Source organism: Acinetobacter lwoffii (assembly GCF_024129115.1).
GTDB classification, from domain to species: domain Bacteria; phylum Pseudomonadota; class Gammaproteobacteria; order Pseudomonadales; family Moraxellaceae; genus Acinetobacter; species Acinetobacter lwoffii_T.
Genome location: NZ_JAMXXO010000024.1, coordinates 1 through 20,154, shown reverse-complemented (window position 1 = coordinate 20,154; position 20,154 = coordinate 1). Strand labels below are relative to the sequence as shown.

At 41.8% G+C, this 20,154-nt stretch carries 21 protein-coding genes and 1 tRNA gene; 13 read left to right on the top strand and 9 right to left on the bottom strand.

The genetic code is table 11. The features are described from left to right. The first annotated feature begins 648 nt into the window (after positions 1 to 648). The 3 genes from NI470_RS13845 (at position 649) to NI470_RS13835 (ending at position 3,429) form a co-directional block, all read left to right on the top strand. Positions 649 to 1,638: a LysR family transcriptional regulator gene (locus tag NI470_RS13845; RefSeq protein WP_005103940.1), complete on the top strand. Its 990-nt coding sequence runs from the start codon at positions 649 to 651 to the stop codon at positions 1,636 to 1,638. 127 nt (positions 1,639 to 1,765) lie between these two features. Further along, the gene (gene paeA / locus NI470_RS13840) at positions 1,766 to 3,088 is read left to right on the top strand and encodes a polyamine export protein PaeA (protein ID WP_004280552.1); all 1,323 of its coding nucleotides are present in this window, start codon (positions 1,766 to 1,768) and stop codon (positions 3,086 to 3,088) included. Between the two features lie 62 nt (positions 3,089 to 3,150). Continuing rightward, positions 3,151 to 3,429, top strand: a complete 279-nt coding sequence (locus tag NI470_RS13835; protein ID WP_004731860.1) for a hypothetical protein — start codon at positions 3,151 to 3,153, stop codon at positions 3,427 to 3,429. A gap of 41 nt (positions 3,430 to 3,470) precedes the next feature. Here the strand turns inward: NI470_RS13835 and NI470_RS13830 are convergent, their stop codons facing one another. Further along, positions 3,471 to 3,977 carry a hypothetical protein gene (locus NI470_RS13830; RefSeq protein WP_004280554.1) on the bottom strand — a complete coding sequence of 169 codons (507 nt, stop codon included), beginning with the start codon at positions 3,975 to 3,977 and terminating at the stop codon, positions 3,471 to 3,473. Between the two features lie 173 nt (positions 3,978 to 4,150). Between NI470_RS13830 and NI470_RS13825 the strand changes: the two genes are divergently transcribed. From NI470_RS13825 to NI470_RS13815, 3 genes are all read left to right on the top strand, one after another. After that, positions 4,151 to 4,879, top strand: coding sequence for a hypothetical protein (locus tag NI470_RS13825; protein WP_004645749.1), 729 nt, complete (start codon positions 4,151 to 4,153; stop codon positions 4,877 to 4,879). Positions 4,880 to 5,049: 170 nt separating this feature from the next. After that, positions 5,050 to 5,135: transfer RNA gene (locus NI470_RS13820), tRNA-Leu, on the top strand. 91 nt (positions 5,136 to 5,226) lie between these two features. After that, positions 5,227 to 5,913 carry a hypothetical protein gene (locus NI470_RS13815; RefSeq protein ID WP_253148735.1) on the top strand — a complete coding sequence of 229 codons (687 nt, stop codon included), beginning with the start codon at positions 5,227 to 5,229 and terminating at the stop codon, positions 5,911 to 5,913. Between the two features lie 30 nt (positions 5,914 to 5,943). On the opposite strand, the gene NI470_RS13810 is transcribed toward NI470_RS13815, so the two are convergent. The 5 genes from NI470_RS13810 to rlmE all read right to left on the bottom strand — a co-directional run bounded on the left by NI470_RS13810 (position 5,944) and on the right by rlmE (position 10,690). After that, complete coding sequence (locus NI470_RS13810) at positions 5,944 to 6,258, bottom strand: DUF5713 family protein (RefSeq protein WP_004280560.1); 315 nt, start codon at positions 6,256 to 6,258, stop codon at positions 5,944 to 5,946. A 108-nt stretch (positions 6,259 to 6,366) separates the two neighbouring features. After that, positions 6,367 to 7,218 carry a dihydropteroate synthase gene (folP, locus tag NI470_RS13805; protein ID WP_044109430.1) on the bottom strand — a complete coding sequence of 284 codons (852 nt, stop codon included), beginning with the start codon at positions 7,216 to 7,218 and terminating at the stop codon, positions 6,367 to 6,369. 78 nt (positions 7,219 to 7,296) lie between these two features. Next, positions 7,297 to 7,911: a GNAT family N-acetyltransferase gene (locus NI470_RS13800; protein WP_044109431.1), complete on the bottom strand. Its 615-nt coding sequence runs from the start codon at positions 7,909 to 7,911 to the stop codon at positions 7,297 to 7,299. A 106-nt stretch (positions 7,912 to 8,017) separates the two neighbouring features. Then, positions 8,018 to 9,907, bottom strand: a complete 1,890-nt coding sequence (gene ftsH / locus NI470_RS13795; protein WP_153566818.1) for an ATP-dependent zinc metalloprotease FtsH — start codon at positions 9,905 to 9,907, stop codon at positions 8,018 to 8,020. Between the two features lie 132 nt (positions 9,908 to 10,039). After that, positions 10,040 to 10,690, bottom strand: coding sequence for a 23S rRNA (uridine(2552)-2'-O)-methyltransferase RlmE (gene rlmE, locus NI470_RS13790; RefSeq protein ID WP_005097715.1), 651 nt, complete (start codon positions 10,688 to 10,690; stop codon positions 10,040 to 10,042). Between the two features lie 195 nt (positions 10,691 to 10,885). On the opposite strand from rlmE, the gene yhbY reads away from it, so the two are divergent. Together yhbY and NI470_RS13780 are read left to right on the top strand one after the other, a co-directional pair. After that, on the top strand, positions 10,886 to 11,209 hold the full coding sequence (gene yhbY, locus NI470_RS13785; RefSeq protein ID WP_005097716.1) for a ribosome assembly RNA-binding protein YhbY: 324 nt from the start codon (positions 10,886 to 10,888) through the stop codon (positions 11,207 to 11,209). An 11-nt stretch (positions 11,210 to 11,220) separates the two neighbouring features. Then, positions 11,221 to 11,760 (top strand): DOMON-like domain-containing protein, encoded by a 540-nt coding sequence (locus NI470_RS13780; RefSeq protein ID WP_153566817.1) that lies wholly within the window; start codon positions 11,221 to 11,223, stop codon positions 11,758 to 11,760. 148 nt (positions 11,761 to 11,908) lie between these two features. On the opposite strand, the gene NI470_RS13775 is transcribed toward NI470_RS13780, so the two are convergent. Together NI470_RS13775 and NI470_RS13770 are read right to left on the bottom strand one after the other, a co-directional pair. Beyond that, positions 11,909 to 12,130 (bottom strand): hypothetical protein, encoded by a 222-nt coding sequence (locus NI470_RS13775; protein WP_253148733.1) that lies wholly within the window; start codon positions 12,128 to 12,130, stop codon positions 11,909 to 11,911. Between the two features lie 102 nt (positions 12,131 to 12,232). Beyond that, positions 12,233 to 12,721: a hypothetical protein gene (locus tag NI470_RS13770; RefSeq protein ID WP_253148732.1), complete on the bottom strand. Its 489-nt coding sequence runs from the start codon at positions 12,719 to 12,721 to the stop codon at positions 12,233 to 12,235. Positions 12,722 to 13,029: 308 nt separating this feature from the next. Here NI470_RS13770 and carA point away from each other — a divergent pair, with 308 nt between their 5' ends. The 3 genes from carA (at position 13,030) to greA (ending at position 17,981) form a co-directional block, all read left to right on the top strand. After that, positions 13,030 to 14,169 (top strand): glutamine-hydrolyzing carbamoyl-phosphate synthase small subunit, encoded by a 1,140-nt coding sequence (carA, locus tag NI470_RS13765; protein WP_253148730.1) that lies wholly within the window; start codon positions 13,030 to 13,032, stop codon positions 14,167 to 14,169. A 13-nt stretch (positions 14,170 to 14,182) separates the two neighbouring features. Beyond that, complete coding sequence (gene carB, locus NI470_RS13760; RefSeq protein ID WP_044108726.1) at positions 14,183 to 17,413, top strand: carbamoyl-phosphate synthase large subunit; 3,231 nt, start codon at positions 14,183 to 14,185, stop codon at positions 17,411 to 17,413. Positions 17,414 to 17,504: 91 nt separating this feature from the next. Further along, the gene (gene greA / locus NI470_RS13755; protein ID WP_004645764.1) at positions 17,505 to 17,981 is read left to right on the top strand and encodes a transcription elongation factor GreA; all 477 of its coding nucleotides are present in this window, start codon (positions 17,505 to 17,507) and stop codon (positions 17,979 to 17,981) included. 72 nt (positions 17,982 to 18,053) lie between these two features. Here the strand turns inward: greA and NI470_RS13750 are convergent, their stop codons facing one another. Continuing rightward, positions 18,054 to 18,647 carry a TetR/AcrR family transcriptional regulator gene (locus tag NI470_RS13750; protein ID WP_121979618.1) on the bottom strand — a complete coding sequence of 198 codons (594 nt, stop codon included), beginning with the start codon at positions 18,645 to 18,647 and terminating at the stop codon, positions 18,054 to 18,056. Between the two features lie 136 nt (positions 18,648 to 18,783). Between NI470_RS13750 and NI470_RS13745 the strand changes: the two genes are divergently transcribed. After that, the gene (locus NI470_RS13745; protein ID WP_121979619.1) at positions 18,784 to 19,179 is read left to right on the top strand and encodes a RidA family protein; all 396 of its coding nucleotides are present in this window, start codon (positions 18,784 to 18,786) and stop codon (positions 19,177 to 19,179) included. Positions 19,180 to 19,291: 112 nt separating this feature from the next. After that, positions 19,292 to 19,924: a CatB-related O-acetyltransferase gene (locus tag NI470_RS13740; protein ID WP_253148728.1), complete on the top strand. Its 633-nt coding sequence runs from the start codon at positions 19,292 to 19,294 to the stop codon at positions 19,922 to 19,924. The last annotated feature ends 230 nt before the right edge of the window (positions 19,925 to 20,154 follow it).

Sequence of the window (20,154 nt, the reverse complement as noted above, 5' to 3'; positions counted from 1 at the left end):
AATAATATTAGGATTTTTCTGCAACGAACCGCTCAAATCACACCCTCAATGACTTGTTCAGATTTTCGACGATCCGTTGGGATAGCTAAAGATTAGTGGGCTTATGAAAATTAATCCAATAGTCTGCAAGAATCTTCAGTATTTATTTAAAAAATGAGTAGATCAAAGTCTTAGTACAATCTTGATAAATTATATTAAATTAGTGTTTTATATAAATTTATTTAAAAATAAAAATGGATAAAATTTCTGCATGTTGCTTAAAAATAATTCATTAGACTTAAGTCTGGATATGGGTTTTATGCCCTTTTATTTTTAAAAAATGCTGATCTTCGATGATTTATTCAACTTAAGGAATTTTTGATTTAGTTTACTTTTCACTCAAATCTTGAACGTAAAAACGGCCTTTATGATTTTCTTTTAAAGCGAAAAGAGGGCTTTCATTCCAATTTATAAAAAGGCTAAATGATGGTCCATTTAACGTGCATCTTTTCTCTTATGTACACTTTGAATAATGGAGCTTAAGCCTGTGTTAATTCTGTAAACTTTATCAGTGAGCACATGGCTTTTTTTCATCGGCGCTTTACACAAGGCCCGGCAATTATGGCATAATCATCATAATTTCTTGTATTTATTCTCGGTATTTCTTTTATGAATCTGGAGCGGGTCGATCTCAATCTATTAATTTATCTTGATGTACTTCTTCGCGAAAAAAATGTCACACGTGCAGCAGAACAATTGGGTGTTACCCAGCCTGCCATGAGTAATATTTTACGCCGATTACGCAATTTATTTAATGATCCTCTCCTGATCCGTTCTTCTGAAGGCATGACTCCGACCGAACGTGCTTTAGAATTACAGCCCCGCATTCGGGATGCCCTGGCTGACTTGTCCATGATTCTGGAACCACGTACCGAGTTCCGCCCTTATACCTCAAATCGTGTCTTCCGGATCATGACTTCGGATTATGCAGAAGCTACGCTGGTTCCGCGTCTGGTTAAAGCTCTACGTTCAGAAGCGCCGAATGTGGTATTAGATTTTCTGACGCCAAGTGACGTGTCGTATCGTGACATGGAACAAGGCAAGGTCGATCTGGCAATTAACCGCTTTAATGAGATTCCGCAAAGTTTTCATCAGGTTCTGGTCTGGCGTGACAGCTTTTCTTGTCTTTTAAATAACAAGCATCCTGCCGCAAGCAACTTAAACCTTAAAAGTTACCTGGATGCACAGCATATCTGGGTGTCTAAAACCGGTATGGGGGTTGGTTTCGGGGTAAATCCTGAAAAACAAGCCGGTTTAGGCTGGATTGATCAGGCTTTGGAACGTATTGGCCAGAAACGTAAAATTTCGGTATTTACCCGTCATTACCAAATGCCGGGATTATTGGCTTCCAATGTTGATCTAGTAGCAACACTGCCTTCACGTATTGCACGTCTGCAAGCCAAGAATCACAATTTAATTCTAAAAGATCCGCCGTTTTATATCCCAGAATTTGAATTAAAAATGGCATGGTGCCCTTTATTGCATCATCATCCGGCACATCGCTGGTTACGTCAGCTGATTTTATATGTTGCACGCCAGATGATTGAAGAAGAAAACCGTGAATTCCTGAGCAATAATTCTCAATTTTCACATTATTAAACTCAAAATCTTCTAAATTCTTATTTTTTAAGATTATACTTTGAAGACTTGAGATGTCGTTGTTACACCTCAAGTCTTTTTTTGTGTTAAAAATATCCCAAGATACTATTCATCCACAGGTGGATTTGTGAGCCTCTTACAAAATATCGTGATTATCTTAATACTCATCACGGGGGCCGGTTTTTTATCTTTAACTGAAATCGCCCTCGCTGGTGCCCGTAAAGTCAAACTCAAAATTCTGGCTGAGTCGGGTGATCATCGCGCTCAAAAAGTTTTAGATCTACAAGAAAATTCTGCGGACTTCTTTGCAGCCTCTCAAATTGGTTTAAATGCAGTTGCCATTCTCGGCGGTATTTTAGGTGAAGGTGCCTTCCGCCCTTATATTTATAATTTTGTTTCCCGCTTTTACCAAGGACCTTGGGCTGACAATATTAGCTTTGCGCTCTCCTTTACTGTCGTCACTTCATTATTTATTTTATTTGCGGACCTGATGCCGAAACGTCTGGCCATGATTGCGCCAGAAAAGATCGCAGTCTCAGTCATCGAGCCAATTCAGATTTTCATTAAAGTCTGTAAACCTTTGGCATGGTTCATTAACGCGATTGCCAATATGCTGTTCCGTCTGTTTAAAGTGAATACCATCCGGGATGACAATATTACTTTTGATGATATTTCCGCAGTGATGGATGCAGGTGCACAGGCCGGTGTACTCCAGAAGCAGGAACACCACTTCATTGAAAACGTATTTGAACTGGAAGAGCGTAACGTGCCTTCGAGTATGACCACACGTGAAAATGTGGTGTTTTTCACCTTGAATGAACCGGAAGAAAGTATTCGGCAAAAGCTGGCGGAATATCCCTATTCCAAGTTCCTGGTATGTAGCAATGACATCGACAGTGTGATTGGCTATGTCGATGCCAAAGACATTCTGGTGCGTATTCTGAACAACCAGTCGCTGCTGCAGCTCAATGAAAATACCATCCGTAATGTGTTGACCATTCCTGACACTTTGACCTTATCGGAAGTTCTGGACCGTTTCCGCTCTACCAAGGAAAAGTTTGCCGTCGTCATTAATGAATATGCGCTGGTAGTCGGAGTGATTACCCTATCCGATATTATGATTACCGTGATGGGTGACTGGGTGACGCCTATTGAAGCAGATCAGCAAATTATTAAACGTGACAATAATTCCTGGTTGATTGAAGGCAGTACACCGATTGAAGATATCAAGCATGCGCTTGAAATTGATGAAATGCCTGATGATGAAAATTATGAAACCATCGCTGGCTTCATGATGTATAAATTACGCAAGATTCCACGTCCTGCAGATGCAGTGATATTTGGTGCTTATAAGTTTGAAGTGGTTGACGTCGATCATTTTAAAATTGACCAGTTACTGGTGACCCGCTTGATCGAAACCAATTCAGTTATTCAAGAAGAATCAGATTAGTCTGGTTCTTCCTTCTAAGAAATAGTAAAAATTATTCTAATAAAAAAATCATAAGGTGAGTGATGAATATTTCTGCATTATTGGCATGTCTGTTTTTTTATTCAGCCTTGTATTTGTTTTACTTCTTCTTTGCCAAACAACAGAATCCCCTGCTTTTACTCGCAGCCATCATTCTGATGGCTTTAACTGTTTTCATTATTCCCTACCCACATGAACGTCGCCGTCAAGGATTCGACTCCACCTTGAGATTTGGAGAGTATTTTTATTGGCCCTTGATTACCTGGTGGCGTTTATTTATTTTGCCCATCAGTTGGCTGATTGCACTGATGTATCGTGATTAAAAAAGCACCCGAAGATGCTTTTGTTTATATCTAGTTACAGCTTAGATTTTTGCTAATAAAGCCTCAAGAACGGCTTGATAGTGAATCTGGATATCATCTTCTAAAATTTTGTAGGCATTATCGAATTGCACCATAGGCCAGCCTTCTTTCCAGAATGGGAAAATATTATGCAGGTCATGGGTGACAATTGCATCTTCACGCACAATTGCTTGGGCAATTTGTGACAGTACCTGTGCAGTTTCAGCACCATCAATTGCCATATAATCAATACCGCGCGCTTTTAAAATACGGATTCGGTCTTTTTTATAACGGATTTTTTTGATTTGTGCTGCATTCAGACCCAAAGCCAAAGATACGGCTTCGACAAACTTGTCTTCAAATGACTGATTCAATGCTACTAAGGCTGCTTTATGCGCTTCCTGACGACCAGCTTTACCACCCTGACGAATTGCTGCTTGCGCCTCAGTATTTAGCTCATCCTTTTTCATACTTTGCAGGATGTCTAAAATTTCGATGTCGCTTAACGCCTGAGGAGATTGATCAGTCATAAACTGTCCTTAAAAAATAAATCTTGAATCGGCTATTTTCGCATAATTCGTCGCTAAAAAACTAAAATCTTCATGATTAAAACAGTGCTACGTTCTGAAACTGCATTTCTTCTGCGATTTTGCGCAAAATCGACTATAGTGCTTCATCTATATATTAAATTAATCTCTGGATGATGCCCACTACGCAAGTGACTTTGTTGCTACAGCAACTTAAGCGCCAATATCCGACTGCATTTAAAGGAAATTACCTGTTTTACAGTCAGATTAAAATCCGTGGAATCTGGGGTAAAGCCAAGCTTTTAATTCCTTGGGCCTTGGCCGCCATGATTTTTGTTCCCATCAGTTTGATGTTAGGAGATTTCGTACAGCAATCTTTTGTGCAAATCAGCGAATTTCAGGCGCAGAGTTATGCCATGTTGGCCATTCTACTGTTCCTGATGTTGAGTCTCACCTTGATTCTGTACCAGATTCAGCATTCTTCTTATTCGCTGTATCAATTATTACGGCATACCCCGATCAAGATGGCTATTGTGATTCTGATGCAAGCCTTAAATCTGGTCTTTATACAAAGCAGTTTGCTGATGTGGAGCTTATTCTTCTTTGGCGTGAGCTTTGGTTTTGTGCGCTTTTATCGAGAAAATTTATTCAAGGAAAATAGTAAAAATACTGAGCACTATCAGCTACAACAATTACGTAAAATCTGTTTTTGGGCTTATAAACAAACCTGCCTGATCCGACTAAAATTACGTTTTTATTCAAGCCATGATCCTCGGTATGCCGAACTAAAACAGCAATTAAATCACTATGCCGGGTTATATACGCGGCTGCTGAAATATGAGCATCAATATTGTAAAACGATCAAGCATCTAGATGTCGACAGCTATCTGGATGAAAATTCATAGTTCTCTCTATCCTTTTTCATTGGCCATCTTAAAGATCTGCAAATATTGAATTTTAAAAAACGTTGATTTGCTGATTTTTAGAATAGAAGCCACGGAATTGCTTGAAAAGAAAGCAATCATTTCGGAATTTGCTTGCCAAGCTTTATTTCGTCCTCTATTATTGCGCACATGCCCGAGTGGTGAAATCGGTAGACACAGGGGATTTAAAATCCCCCGCCCACAAAGCGTGCCAGTTCGAGTCTGGCCTCGGGCACCATTTTAATATTTATTAAAATGGTGCAATAAAAAATCCAGCATTAGGCTGGTTTTTTTGTGCCTGAATTTTATTCTTTTAGCGCGAAATCCCCATGTCAGAATTAAAACACTTTGATCTCGCTACATTACAATTACGTCATCCAGACGCTTTTTTCCTTAAACTGCGTTATAGCCGCTTTAAATTTAATGCCTTGCAAAATATCCAGTTTGTTATCGCGATTAATTTACTGTCCCTTCTGGTCTGTGTAGCCTGTAGTCTCAGCTCCGTATTTCTGGAATATTATTTTTTCAAGAATGCCACGATTGCCTTTAATGTCACCTTAATTGTGCTGATGGCACTGCTTTATCCTTATATCTGCCATGCACAATATCAGGCGCAATTTAGTTCCAAAGCCTATAGTCAGCGTTTGCAAAACTGTCTCTATCTGCAAATTCCAATTTTTCTGAGCTTATTGCTCAACCTTTATCTGATTCATTCGGATGTACTGGTCATCATTAGTATGGTCATTTTAGCGATTTCTTCCTTTGGGGTGGTCATCCTGGAACCTTTATTTAAAAGTTCCTGTAGTGCGATTGACCAGATCAGGTTGCAGAAACTCCGACAACTGGCTTTTTGGGCTTATCAACAATCCAAATCAAAAACACCACAACAGATTCAAGGTCAATTGAATCTGCAGGCTTATTACCAAAACCTTTATCAGCAATGCATGAATGAAGAGCAACAATTACTCGGCTCAATTCGCTTTAATAGCTTTAAAGATTATTTGAACAGACAATAAAAAACCCTGCATCTGCAGGGTTTTCTTAAATCACCATTCACGATTGGTAATCAGTTCTTCCATTTCAATCTCGAACAGGCCGTGCTCTTGCACCACCATCATCATGGCTTCGGCAATATAATCCGCGGCAGTATCATCCAGAGACGAATCCAGATCTTCGAACTGAGGTTTCATGATATTGATATCAGCCACAGTCAAATTGGCAAGCTGGTAAATTTCTTGATCTGACAAACCTGATTTAGCGACTTTTTGGGCAAAACGTTCGATGTGCTGCTTGATTTCAGCAACCAGAATATCGGGATAATACTCATCATCGAACATGGGGAGAAGTAAATCTGCAAACATTACAGGCACTCTAAAGGATGACTATCTAATCTAAGCGTGCCTATATAGCATATTGTTGCTTAAAAGCCAAACAACATTGCCAATGTAGGGATTTCCCAGCCTCGATTTTTAAACCATTTGCATAGCTTGCCAGACTTTAATCGCATCGGCTGTGACTTTAACATCATGTGCCCGTACCATACATGCACCCTGCTGAATACTCAACAAATGCGCTGTTGCTGAACCCACTGCACGCTCTTGTGGTTCTGCCCCCTCCAAAACTGCTCCGATAAAGCGTTTACGTGATAAAGCAGACAAAATCGGATAGCCCATTTCTGTCAATTTATAAAACTCTTGCAACAGCTTTAAATTTTGCTGGGCATTTTTAGCGAAACCAAAACCTGGATCAATCATGATATTTTCCGCTTTTACTCCAACATCTAAAGCATCCTGAACACGTTGGGATAACTCGCGTATCACATCTTTAGTGACATCCTCATATTGATCCAGATTGTTCATGGTGGTCGGCTCACCGCGCATATGCATGATGATCACTGGAATATTGAGTTCTGCTGCGGTCTGCAATGCATTCGGCCGAGTCAAAGCACGGACATCATTCCAGATATGTGCTCCGGCCCGAACCGCTGCGCGTATGACTTCAGGTTGCGACGTATCAATCGAGAGAATAACATTATGTTTGGATAAAGCTTCAACAACAGGCACCACCCGACGAATTTCTTCTTCCACTTCTACCATTGCGGCACCTGGACGGGTCGATTCACCGCCAATATCAATTACGGTCGCGCCTTCAGCGATCATTTCCAGTGCGCGGGCAACTGCATCTTCTTTTTGATTATGCCGACCACCATCACTAAAAGAGTCTGGGGTGACATTGAGAATCCCCATCACATGCGGCTGGGATAAATCCAATTTTAAATCACCAAATGTCCATACATGTGGTAACAAAGGCATCAGCTGCATGATTCAATACTCACTCAAAATAACCCCCATATTGTCTTATGGATAATTAAATAAAGCAAAGCTGAATAAGGTCAGGACCTAGATTTCGAAGTAATTATTTCGGGAATATTGCATCAGTTTAGTTTGTAATAATACTTTCACATCTGCCCATTCACTTTCTAAAATACTATAGATGTAGCTATCTCGAATAGTCTGTCCATCTTTACGTAGCATATGACACCTGATAATGCCATCTCGCTTGGCACCTATTCCTTCAATCGCTTTTTGGCTGGGAAGATTCAAGTGATCAGTCCGAAAGCCGACCACCTGAGCATTTAAACTTTCAAAAGCATGTCTTAACAAAAGATATTTACAGACGCGATTTACATAGGTTCTGTGATAGCGCTTGGCATACCACGTAAAACCAATTTCAAAACGTGGAATTTCCGCCTTAATATCATGATAACTGGTGGTTCCAATTGCTTGGCCGGAGTTTAAATCGATGACAGCAAAAGCCATCCTTTCACCTTGAGCTTGCTGTTCAAAGGCCTGAGAAAAATATTTTTTTAAGTTATGCAGATAAGGCACTGAGTTATATAAAATCTCGCCTAAATTTTCTTCAGCGCATGCGATGGCTAAATCAGAAAAATGTTCCCAGCTCAACGGTTCAAGACGAAGCTGATAAACACTGGATTCCAGAACAGGCATATTCATTTTTATTTTTCGTATTCATTTTTAATCGCTCAATATAACATTCAAAAAGCGATGACAAAAATGACAAGCATAAAAAAACCACCCGAAGGTGGTTTTTTTAATAAGCTTAGTTCGCTGGCAATGGCGGAGGAGTCAACGGACCATCATCTGGGGTTACATCAATCACAGGATTCTCTGCCACATAGACCTTTGGTGGCTGAGGCTCACGACCTTCCATGATGTCACGGATTTGATCACGATCAATGGTTTCCCATTCCATCAAGGCTTTCACCATCGCATGGGCAATATCTTTTTTGCTTTCCAGGATATCGCGTGCGATTTTATATTGCTCATCCAGAATTCGACGAATTTCACGATCGACTTCTAGTTGTGTAGTTTCCGAAATACTGCGGCTACCAATACTGCCCATGAAAGATTGCTGTGCATCTTCTTCATAGACCATGACACCGAGTTTGTCAGACATACCATATTTGGTCACCATCGCACGTGCCATTTTAGTTGCACGCTCAAAGTCATTTGAAGCGCCAGTCGACATCTGGTTAATGAAGACTTCTTCAGCAATACGGCCACCAAACAAAATCGAAAGTTCATTCAACATTTTGTCTTTATAATGGCTAGTCTGGTCAAATTCAGGCAGCTGCCAGGTGACACCTAAAGCCCAGCCACGCGGCATGATCGTCACTTTATGCACAGGGTCTGTACCCGGCAAACTTTCAGCAACAATCGCATGACCAGCTTCATGATAAGCCGTCGCACGACGCTCTTCATCACGAAGTACCATCGATTTACGCTCAGGACCCATATAAAGCTTGTCTTTTGCATCTTCAAAGTCATGCATATCGACAGTGTTTTTGTTACGGCGTGCAGCAAATAAAGCAGCTTCATTCACTAGGTTGGCCAATTGCGCACCCGAGAAGCCCGGTGTACCACGTGCAAGTACTTTAACATCGACCCCTGTGACTGAAGGCAATTTTTTCAAATGCACATTCAGGATTTGTTCACGACCCTTAATGTCTGGCAAACCAACCACAACTTGACGGTCAAAACGGCCTGGACGAAGTAATGCTTTATCCAGTACATCTGCACGGTTGGTTGCAGCAATCACGATAATGCCTTCATTGCCTTCAAAGCCGTCCATTTCCACCAGCATCTGGTTCAGCGTCTGCTCACGTTCATCGTGACCACCACCCGTACCTGAACCACGGTGACGACCGACTGCATCAATCTCATCAATAAAGATGATACATGGTGCATGACGTTTTGCCTGTTCGAACATGTCACGCACACGCGATGCACCAACACCCACAAACATTTCCACGAAGTCAGAACCTGAAATACTAAAGAATGGCACTTTAGCTTCACCGGCAATGGCTTTGGCAAGCAAGGTTTTACCTGTACCTGGAGGACCGACCATTAACACACCACGGGGAATACTGGCACCGAGACGTTTAAATTTGGTTGGATCTTTCAGGAAGTCAACGATTTCTACGACTTCTTGCTTGGCTTCATCACAGCCGGCAACATCGACGAAAGTCACTTTAATCTGGTCTTCAGACAGCATTTTGGCTTTAGACTTACCAAAACTCATTGGGCCGTTTTTACCACCTGCACCGCCACCCATGTTGCGCATAAAGAACATGAATAACAAAATGATTAAAAGCACAGGGAAACTTGCAATAAGCAACTGCATGAGCAGGCCTTGACGTTGTGGTGCTTCACCTTCAACCACAACATTGTTTTTGATCAGGCTTGGCATCAGTTCAGGATCCTGAACTGCCGGACGAATACTTTCAAACTCTGAACCGTTTGATTTTTCGCCACGGATTCTTTCGCCGTCAATCACAACTTGTTTAATTTGGCCAGCATTGACCGCGGCAACAAACTCTGAGTAGTTCATTGTAGTCGGTTGATTGCGGTCACTGACGTTGCTGAAGATTAACACCAGCACACCCAGTATTACGAGCCACAATACGGCATTCTTAAAAAGATCGCTCAAAGCTTTATTCCCATTCCAATCTAATTTGATCATGCCCTGTTCAGGGTGACCTTAATACTTAAGCTGTAAATTAACTTACAATTATCTGAAAACGTACAAAATGCACAATTTTTAACGACTTGGCAAGTAGACTTATTTTAAAGCCTTCTTGCGTCCCTGCCCGATCAGGAAAACTTCTTTAGAGCGAGCACGTGATGCCAAGGGTTTAGATGTTTTCAGAATATCAAAACTATCAACCACTTGCTTACGGAATTCATCAAAACCTGAACCTTGGAAAACTTTTACCACAAATTGACCTTTGGGGCCTAGCACCTTATTCGCAAAATCCAGTGCAAGTTCACACAAGTAAATCTGACGCGGTTGATCTACAGCCTTATTACCTGATGTATTGGGGGCCATATCTGAAATTACAACGTCTACAGTACGACCATCTAAAATTTCTAGCAGTTTTTGGAAAACTTCTTCTTCACGGAAGTCACCTTGCAGAAAAGTGACATCTGGTAAAGCATCCATTGGTAAAATATCAGATGCAATCAATAAACCCTTATCGCCAACAAGTTTACCAGCAATCTGTGACCAGCTGCCTGGCGCTGCGCCTAGGTCGACCACAGTCATACCAGGTTTAATGATTTTATACTTTTCTTGCATTTCTAAGAGCTTATATGCTGCACGCGCACGATAGCCTTCCTTTTGTGCCTTTTTTACATAAGGATCGTCTAAATGCTCTCTCATCCAATCACGACTACTTTTAGATAACTTTTGGTTGGTAATGCGTGTAGCCATAACTCTCTAAATAAAAAAATGTCTCATTATTAATTGTACGTGAAAAAGACTTATTTTGCAGTATACATGTGTATCTAAATCTAAGGCTTTTGCTCTCTCCGTGGACAGATTGAATATGATTATTTCCTGATAATTTACAGCGTTTATTTTTTGCTTTTGCTATACTAAGCCGTTTTAAAATTCAGGTTATCTCTCATGGCGGCTTTATCTATTCAGGAACGTAAGCGTTTACGTCAAATCGGACATACACTTAACCCAGTCGTGATGCTAGGTGACAAAGGTCTGACGGAAAATGTCATCGAAGAATTAGCGCGTGCTTTAAACGATCACGAACTGATTAAAGTTAAAATTGTCGCTGAAGATCGTGAAGCGCGTGCAGCGCTGATTGCTGAAATTTCAGAAGCGACTGGTGCTGAAGTGGTTCAAACTATTGGTAAAATTGCACTTCTTTATAAGAAAGCGGCAAAACAGAACCAAAAATTGTCCAATCTTGTTCGTTTCGCTCATTTGTCTAACTAAGTACAGGACTTATGGCAAGTTACGAACTTAGCGCATTTGATCGCCGTTTTCAGGCCATCTCTCTGGTTGCCGCCATCGAACAGCAAGGCCCATACAATTTAAATGTGGGCTTCTGGATCCGTGATCCCAATCAGTACATCTTGTGGCCCGATATGGTGACGGCACATCCCCGTCAGGATTTCCTGTGGGAACAGACCTGCTTTGAAATTTTTATTGGGGTTCAGGGCGAAGATTTTTATCGTGAGATTAATCTTTCCCCTTCTCAGGCCTGGCAGGCTTATCAATTCGAAGAATACCGTTATCCTGAGGATATGCCACCGCAAGCTGCGGATGATATTGAGCTGAACCAGCTCAAACGTACGCATTATGGTCTCAATGTCAGTGTGGATCTGACTGATTTTATGGCAATACATAAACTGAAATGGGAAAACTTGTTCCTGGGTTTATCTGCTGTTTTAAAAACCTCGCAAGGTGATCAATACTATGCCATGCAGCATAGTAGTCCTCAGGCAGATTTTCATAATAAACGTGACTGGTTGCATGTGTTTTAAATAGATTGACGCTGTGCATCAGCTATTTAAAGTGTAACAGGCGAATAAAACGTGAGACTTAAAGTCTCACGTTTTTGTTTATTGCTCAACAATGATTGATCCTCTGTATCATTATTTTAGATTTTTTATCGTTTTCAACGTCCATATTTTAATGATGCAGATGATGCTGTTCCTGAATGGATTTCACAGCAGCATAAAGAATAAAAGCAAAAGTAATGATTATCAGAAGAATGGTCCCAAACACCAGTCCCAGTACTCCCAGACATAATACGATTACACCCAGATAAAGTATGCGCCCTAATCCGCTTTCCAGATTCAGTAGCATGATCAATATCAGTAAAATAAGTACACCTACAAAATGCTGTTGCATCGTGACCCCCTTTAATTGTTATTGTGAGTCCGTTTTGCTGCATAAAGACAAAGGAGAACATTTGATTGTTCTCCTTTTTAAATAGCGGCCTTTCAGCGCAGCCTAACTTTTCAGCTCAGGAGTTTTGTCTGAGCTCTCTGTTTTCACCACGGGTTTGACTTTTTTCAGTACTTCAATGGTACTATCCTTAGAACGTTTAAAAGTATCGGTCAGATGTTCCTTATGCTTGGTCGAAATCTGACTGACATCTTCTTTCAGCTCTTTACCCAGATTGGATAAGTCTTCGACGACAGCGTTGAATTCTGTCTTGATAAAGCTTTTCAATTCGGTTAATTCTTTCTGCGAACCGAAAATCTGCTCCTTCAAAGTATCAATACGCTGTAACACTTCCTGCTTAAATTGACGCAATTGTTCCTGCACAGTATCGCTTAACTGTTTGGCTTCAACTTCAAGCTTTTCCTTACTTTCCTCGATGGTTTCAATTGCCTGATCTTTAGCCTCGACTGCTACTTTTTCAAGCTTCTCGGCAGTTTCAGTGACCACGCTCGGAGTGATTTTTTTAGATGTAGTAGATTTAGGTGCTGTAGCCATTTGTCTTGTTCCTATTGTTATATCGACTAAGCTATATTAGTAGATTTGATAAAAATTAAGATTTGATTTGTCTGACAATTATTAATTGCTTACATTTTTTCACATTGCTTACAAAACAGACTTCCATGCAAAAAGCAAGCCATTTATCTCATACTTTCGCTGCAAAGCCGTTGGACTTTAGGGGTCGTTCTGCGTATAATGCCGTGTTAAGTTCAAGCGAGCAGACATAGGAGGGTAGGTTTAAAAATTAGCCTTCCTTTTTTTTCGTCTTCTCGCTTTTTTACAGCCTAAATTTCAGGAGCTTTGGTTTGAGCACCCCAGCAATTTTAGCCCTTGCCGACGGAACTATCTTTAAAGGTACTTCGATTGGCGCATCGGGTAGTACGACTGGTGAAGTCGTTTTCAACACTGCCATGACTGGCTATCAAGAAATTTTGACTGACCCGAGTTATGCACAGCAACTTGTGACACTGACTTACCCACATATCGGTAACACAGGCTGTAATGAAGAAGACGCTGAATCAGGTCGTATTCATAAGGTTTGGGCGAACGGATTGATCATTCGTGACCTGCCTTTACTGCACAGTAACTTCCGTTCAACCCAATCATTAGCTGAATATTTGGTACAACACAATGTTGTGGCAATTGCGGATATCGACACGCGTAAATTGACACGTATCTTACGTGACAAAGGTGCGCAAAATGGCTGTATCCTTGCTGGCGAAAATATCACTGAAGCTGAAGCGCTTGAAAAAGCACGTGCATTTGGTGGTTTAAACGGTTTAGACCTGGCAAAAGAATGTTGCGACCCTGAAGGTTTTGAATGGACTGAAGGCTCTTGGACATTAGGCAAAGGTTTCTCTCAACCAGAAGCTAAATTCCATGTTGTTGCATACGATTACGGTGTCAAAACCAACATCTTACGTATGCTCGCAGACCGCGGTTGTAAACTGACTGTTGTGCCGGCGCAAACTCCTGCTGCTGATGTACTTGCACTGAATCCAGATGGTGTGTTCCTTTCGAACGGTCCTGGTGATCCGGCTGCATGTGACTACGCAATTGAAGCTGTAAAAACAATTATAGAAACCACTGAAATTCCAGTATTTGGTATCTGCCTGGGTCACCAGATCCTTGCGCTTGCAAGTGGTGCTAAAACCTTAAAAATGCCTCACGGCCACCACGGTGCGAACCATCCTGTACAAAATCTTGATAACGGTACAGTGATGATTACTTCTCAAAACCATGGCTTCGCAGTCGATGAAAGCAATCTGCCTGATGTGTTGCGTGTAACGCATCGCTCACTGTTTGATGGCACCAACCAAGGTATCCATCGTACAGACAAACCTGCGTTCAGCTTCCAGGGTCACCCTGAAGCAAGCCCGGGTCCACATGACTGCGCACCATTGTTCGATCATTTCATCGAACTTATCGAAGCATCTAAGAAGTAATTAAGGAAGCATCATGGCTAAACGTACTGACATTAAAAGCATCTTGATTATTGGTGCTGGTCCGATTGTCATCGGTCAAGCATGTGAGTTTGACTACTCAGGTGCTCAAGCATGTAAAGCCCTTCGTGAAGAAGGTTACCGCGTTATTTTGGTCAACTCGAACCCAGCGACCATCATGACCGACCCAACCATGGCAGATGCAACTTACATTGAGCCAATTACTTGGCAAACTGTTGCAGCGATCATTGAGAAAGAACGTCCAGATGCTGTTCTTCCAACCATGGGTGGTCAAACGGCATTGAACTGTGCCCTTGCCCTCGATGAGCACGGCATTTTAGAGAAATTCAATGTTGAATTGATCGGTGCAACCAAAGAAGCGATTGAAAAAGCTGAAGACCGTAAACTGTTCGACCAGGCAATGCGTAAAATTGGTCTTGAATGTCCAAAAGCTGACGTTGCTGAGTCAATGGAACATGCTTTAGAAATTCAAGCACGTTTCGGCTTCCCAGTAATTATCCGTCCATCATTCACCATGGGTGGTTCTGGTGGCGGTATCGCATACAACAAAGAAGAATTTATCGAGATTTGTGAACGTGGTTTCGATCTTTCTCCGACTAAACAATTATTGATTGATGAATCTTTAATTGGCTGGAAAGAATACGAGATGGAAGTTGTTCGTGACAAAAACGACAACTGTATCATTGTATGTACCATTGAAAACTTTGATCCAATGGGCGTACACACTGGTGACTCAATCACTGTTGCCCCTGCTCAAACGCTTACAGATAAAGAATTCCAGTTACTACGTAACGCTTCTCTAGCAGTTCTTCGTGAAATTGGTGTTGAAACAGGTGGTTCTAACGTACAGTTCGGTATTTGTCCAAATACTGGTCGTATGGTCGTGATCGAGATGAACCCACGTGTATCACGTTCATCTGCACTTGCTTCTAAAGCAACTGGTTTCCCGATTGCAAAAATCGCAGCGAAACTGGCTGTAGGTTATACCCTTGATGAGTTGAAAAACGACATTACTGGCGGTACAACGCCTGCATCGTTCGAACCTGCAATCGACTACGTTGTAACCAAGATTCCTCGTTTCAACTTCGAAAAATTCCCACAAGCTGATGCGACACTGACGACTCAGATGAAATCTGTCGGTGAAGTGATGGCGATTGGCCGTAACTTCCAGGAATCTGTACAAAAAGCCCTTCGTGGTCTTGAAGTGGGCGCTTCTGGTTTTGACGAAAAGGTTGAAGTGGGTGCTGAAGGCGCGCGCGACAAAATCTTGCAAGAACTTAAAGTGCCAGGTCCAGAGCGTATCTGGTACGTGGGCGATGCATTCCGTCACGGCTTTACTTTAGACGAAGTATTCGCTGCAACGAACATTGACCGCTGGTTCTTGATTCAAATCGAAGACATCATCAAAACTGAAAACCAAATCAAAACTTTAGGTTTTGGCGACTTGAATGCGGACAACATCCGTGGATTCAAACGTAAAGGTTTATCAGATCTTCGCATTGCAGACTTGATGGGTATTTCACAAAAGCAATTCCGTAAACATCGTTGGAACCTGGGCGTAACTCCAGTTTACAAACGTGTCGATACATGTGCTGCAGAATTCGAATCTGATACAGCTTACATGTACTCAACTTACGATGAAGAATGTGAAGCAAATCCATCGAACAAAGACAAGATCATGGTGATCGGCGGTGGCCCTAACCGTATCGGTCAAGGTATCGAGTTCGATTACTGCTGTGTACACGCTGCCCTGGCTATGCGTGAAGACGGCTATGAAACGATCATGGTAAACTGTAACCCTGAAACTGTTTCTACGGATTACGACACTTCAGATCGTTTGTACTTCGAACCGATCACTTTAGAAGACGTTTTAGAAATCGTACGTATCGAGAAGCCTAAAGGCATTATCGTTCAGTACGGTGGTCAAACACCTTTGAAATTGGCTCGTGCTCTAGAAGAAGCCGGTGCGCCAATCATTGGTACATCACCTGACGCGATTGACCGTGCAGAAGACCGTGAACGTTTCCAGCAAATGATTCAACGTCTGCAACTTCGTCAACCGAACAACAGCATTGTAAAATCTGCTGAAGAAGGTATGGCTGAAGCATCTAAAGTCGGCTACCCGCTTGTAGTACGTCCTTCTTACGTCCTTGGTGGTCGTGCGATGGAAATCGTGTACAACGACGAAGAACTCAAACGCTACTTACGTGATGCGGTTCAAGCATCTAACGAAGCGCCTGTTCTTCTTGACCGTTTCTTAGATGATGCGATCGAAGTTGACGTGGACTGCGTATCTGACGGTAAAGACGTGGTGATCGGCGGTATCATGCAGCACATTGAGCAAGCGGGTATTCACTCAGGCGACTCGGCATGTTCGATTCCTCCTTACTCTCTATCTAAAGAGATTCAGGACGAAATGCGCCGTCAAACCGTGGCTATGGCAAAAGAACTTGGCGTAATCGGTTTGATGAACGTTCAGTTTGCTGTCAAAGGTGAAGACGTTTACATCCTGGAAGTGAACCCACGTGCATCACGTACTGTGCCATTCGTTTCTAAATGTATCGGCGAATCTTTAGCGAAAGTTGCTGCACGTTGTATGGCGGGTCAATCTCTAGAATCTCAAGGATTCACCTCAGAGATTATTCCTGAGCACTTCTCTGTCAAAGAAGCCGTGTTCCCATTCAACAAGTTCCCTGGTGTTGACCCGATCCTTGGCCCTGAGATGAAATCGACTGGCGAAGTGATGGGCGTTGGTAAAACATTTGGTGAAGCGTTCTATAAAGCTGTTTTAGGTGCAAACGAGCGTTTACCAGGTCTTCCAACTGAAGGCGAAGTGAAACACGCATTTATCTCTGTACGTGACTCAGATAAACCACGTGCAGCGGGTATCGCAAAACAATTGATTGACCTAGGCTTCAAGATTCTTGCAACTGATGGTACATTTAAAGTGATTAGCGATGCTGGTCTTGAATGTGAACGTGTCAATAAAGTAACTGAAGGTCGTCCTAACATTGTGGACCGTATTAAAAACGGCGAAATCCACCTTGTGATTAACACGACTGAAGGCAAAAAGGCACAAGAAGACTCATTCTCGATCCGTCGTTCAGCACTTCAAGGTAAAGTGTATAACACAACTACATTGAATGGTGCGGATGCAGTATGCCAAGCTTTAGCAATTAAATTGCCGATGGATGTATATCGTTTGCAAGACCTAACTAAAGGTTAATTCACTTCCAAGAAGTCCCGCCACCTTCTTGGTGGCGGGCTTTTTTTTATTTATAGATTTTATATCTTTCAACTGACTTTTGAGGGACAACATGCAACGTTATCCTATGACACCTGAAGGCAAAATTGCCTTAGAGAAAGAATTACACCAACTGAAAACAGTGGATCGTCCACGTATCACAGCTTCAATTGCAGAAGCGCGTGAACACGGCGACTTAAAAGAAAATGCAGAATACCATGCAGCACGTGAACAGCAAGGCTTCTGTGAAGGTCGTATTCAGGACATCGAAGGCAAACTGGGTGCAGCTCAGGTGATCGACGTAAAAGAACTTGAACAGAATGGTCGTGTGGTTTTTGGTGTAACGGTCACGATTGAAAATCTGGATACTGAAGAACAGAAAACCTATAAAATTGTAGGTGATGACGAAGCAGACTTTAAGATTAACAAGATCTCTGTGAACTCGCCAATTGCACGTGGTCTTTTAGGTAAAAACGAAGGCGACGATGTGAAAATCAATACACCAAACGGTGAAGTTGAATACGAAATTGTGAAAGTTGAATATCTTTAAAATTTAAAGCTGTTTAATTTAAAGCCCCTCGATTGAGGGGTTTTTTACCTTTATCTGCTTCCTACAAACGAATTAGCTCTGGGCTTCTTTTAAAAACCCCGATGCAAATAAATTAAATGCATGTAAAGCCTCAGGGAGTACCTGCTCAGGATGTTCGCTAGAAGCCACCCAGAGGGCTGCATTCATTGCAGCACCATTTAAAAATACCGCAGCAGCTTCCGGATCAACTGTTTTAATTCGATCTGCTACCAATAATTGCTCAACACATTCACGCGTGGACTGCAAACATCTGTTTTGACTTGGCCAGTGTGCAGGATCACCCAATACCGCAGGCCCATCGCGCAATACAATGCGCTGGAATTCAGAGTTTAAGGCATTTTGAATATAGGTCCGCCCTTCCAGCATCAATCCTTCCCACAGATCATCAGGCTGCTCCAGATGCTGCTGGGCAGATGAAGCCATTTCCGAATCGATCTGGTCGACCACTGCAGCAAACAAGCCTTTTTTATCGCGAAAATGATGATACAACGCTCCACGGGTCAGCCCTGCTTCTGCCGTGAGCTTATCCATTGAAGTGTCTGCATAACCATATTCTGCAAACGTACGACGTGCCACTTCAATCAGTTTCTTGCGGGTTTCCGCCATTTTTTGTTCACGAACAGACATGAATTACTTTACCTCATCATCACAAAAATTTTAATTGACATACGGACCGTATGTCAATTATGTTTACATACGATGCGTATGTGAAAGTTAAATTGCTTTCACTCACTTGTAAATTAGATATTGAATGAGGATAGTCATGACTAGAACTGCGATATTTCCCCAAGACCGCCATGCCCTGTATGAACAGCATGGTTATTCTGCTGCGATCAAATCGGAAGACTTACTGTTTGTATCGGGTCAGGTCGGTAGCCGTGAGGATGGTTCTCCAGAACCAGATTTCGAAAAACAGGTAGAACGGGCTTTTGAAAATTTAGCTGCGACATTGGCAGCAGCTGGTTGTACTTTTGATGATATTGTCGATGTCACCACTTTTCACACCGACCCAGAAGTACAGTTTGAAAGTATTATGAAAGTTAAGCAGCAAGTGTTTAATCAAAAGCCTTATCCAAACTGGACGGCTGTTGGCGTGACCTGGCTGGCAGGTTTTGATTTTGAAATTAAAGTCATTGCCCGTATTCCTCGTAGCACTTAAGCAAGGTCAGCACGTGCTTTAATATTCGATTCACTGGCTGAATTAAGATTGTTGATTCAGCTTAAAGTCCAATTCGGTATAATGATGCATTCCTTGTGGTTATAGCCTCCTCATGTCTGAAAAGTTAATTAATTCTCCTGTGAATCACTGGTGTGAATTCGAGTTCATCTCAAAAACGGTGAAGAATCCCAACATTCATATCAAAGGGAATTATTCGTATTATTCGGCCTATTGGGATCAGGGGTTTGAGCGTTGTGTAGTGCGTTATTTACATGACAGGCCTGCAACGTCTGAGAAGCCCATCGACCAGCTCTATATCGGTAATTTTGTCTGTTTTGGTGCTGAGTGCGTGATTATGATGGGTGGCAATCAACTCCACCGTACCGACTGGATTTCAGCGTTTCCATTCGATACACGCAGTTTTGTACCTGCTGGCGATACTATTATTGGCGATGGCTGTTGGATTGGCTCACGCGCTTTGATTATGCAGGGTGTGAACCTTGGTGAAGGCGCGGTAGTGGCGACAGGCGCAGTCGTGACCAAAGATGTGCCACCATATGCAGTTGTCGGTGGTGTACCTGCAAAAATTATTAAATACCGTTTTCCACAAGAAGATATAGAAAAAGTACTCTCTCTAAAAATCTATGATATAGATGAAAAGCAGTTTTTAAAAATGCGCGAGCAGTTGCAGACGGATGATTTAAAAATTATTAATGAGTACCTAAAAAATAAAAAAACTATATAATTAATATTAAGTTAAATGGCTTAATTTTAAATGGATACTTTACAAGAAAAAATTTATCAAACATATGGAACGGCAAGAATTTTTGAGGCAAGAGTAAAAATACTTTCATTAAAAATGAGAGTATTAAATTTCGTAGGACTAGGGTGTGTTGACACTTTTAGCTTAAAAAAATAGCGAAGTAGTAAAATCAAATCGCCAAACCCAATTTTACTATTCGCTATGCCTCGTAC

Bases quoted from the DNA above. Each gene is read 5' to 3' on its own strand.
- NI470_RS13750 (WP_121979618.1), bottom strand. From the start codon at position 18,647: ATGTCTGTTCGTGAACAAAAAATGGCGGAAACCCGCAAGAAACTGATT.
- NI470_RS13775 (WP_253148733.1), bottom strand. From the start codon at position 12,130: ATGCAACAGCATTTTGTAGGTGTACTTATTTTACTGATATTGATCATG.
- folP (WP_044109430.1), bottom strand. From the start codon at position 7,218: ATGCAGCTGATGCCTTTGTTACCACATGTATGGACATTTGGTGATTTA.
- NI470_RS13745 (WP_121979619.1), top strand. From the start codon at position 18,784: ATGACTAGAACTGCGATATTTCCCCAAGACCGCCATGCCCTGTATGAA.
- NI470_RS13770 (WP_253148732.1), bottom strand. From the start codon at position 12,721: ATGGCTACAGCACCTAAATCTACTACATCTAAAAAAATCACTCCGAGC.
- NI470_RS13835 (WP_004731860.1), top strand. From the start codon at position 3,151: ATGAATATTTCTGCATTATTGGCATGTCTGTTTTTTTATTCAGCCTTG.
- rlmE (WP_005097715.1), bottom strand. From the start codon at position 10,690: ATGGCTACACGCATTACCAACCAAAAGTTATCTAAAAGTAGTCGTGAT.
- NI470_RS13815 (WP_253148735.1), top strand. From the start codon at position 5,227: ATGTCAGAATTAAAACACTTTGATCTCGCTACATTACAATTACGTCAT.
- NI470_RS13800 (WP_044109431.1), bottom strand. From the start codon at position 7,911: ATGAATATGCCTGTTCTGGAATCCAGTGTTTATCAGCTTCGTCTTGAA.
- greA (WP_004645764.1), top strand. From the start codon at position 17,505: ATGCAACGTTATCCTATGACACCTGAAGGCAAAATTGCCTTAGAGAAA.
- NI470_RS13825 (WP_004645749.1), top strand. From the start codon at position 4,151: ATGCCCACTACGCAAGTGACTTTGTTGCTACAGCAACTTAAGCGCCAA.
- NI470_RS13780 (WP_153566817.1), top strand. From the start codon at position 11,221: ATGGCAAGTTACGAACTTAGCGCATTTGATCGCCGTTTTCAGGCCATC.
- NI470_RS13830 (WP_004280554.1), bottom strand. From the start codon at position 3,977: ATGACTGATCAATCTCCTCAGGCGTTAAGCGACATCGAAATTTTAGAC.
- NI470_RS13845 (WP_005103940.1), top strand. From the start codon at position 649: ATGAATCTGGAGCGGGTCGATCTCAATCTATTAATTTATCTTGATGTA.
- carB (WP_044108726.1), top strand. From the start codon at position 14,183: ATGGCTAAACGTACTGACATTAAAAGCATCTTGATTATTGGTGCTGGT.
- yhbY (WP_005097716.1), top strand. From the start codon at position 10,886: ATGGCGGCTTTATCTATTCAGGAACGTAAGCGTTTACGTCAAATCGGA.
- NI470_RS13810 (WP_004280560.1), bottom strand. From the start codon at position 6,258: ATGTTTGCAGATTTACTTCTCCCCATGTTCGATGATGAGTATTATCCC.
- NI470_RS13740 (WP_253148728.1), top strand. From the start codon at position 19,292: ATGTCTGAAAAGTTAATTAATTCTCCTGTGAATCACTGGTGTGAATTC.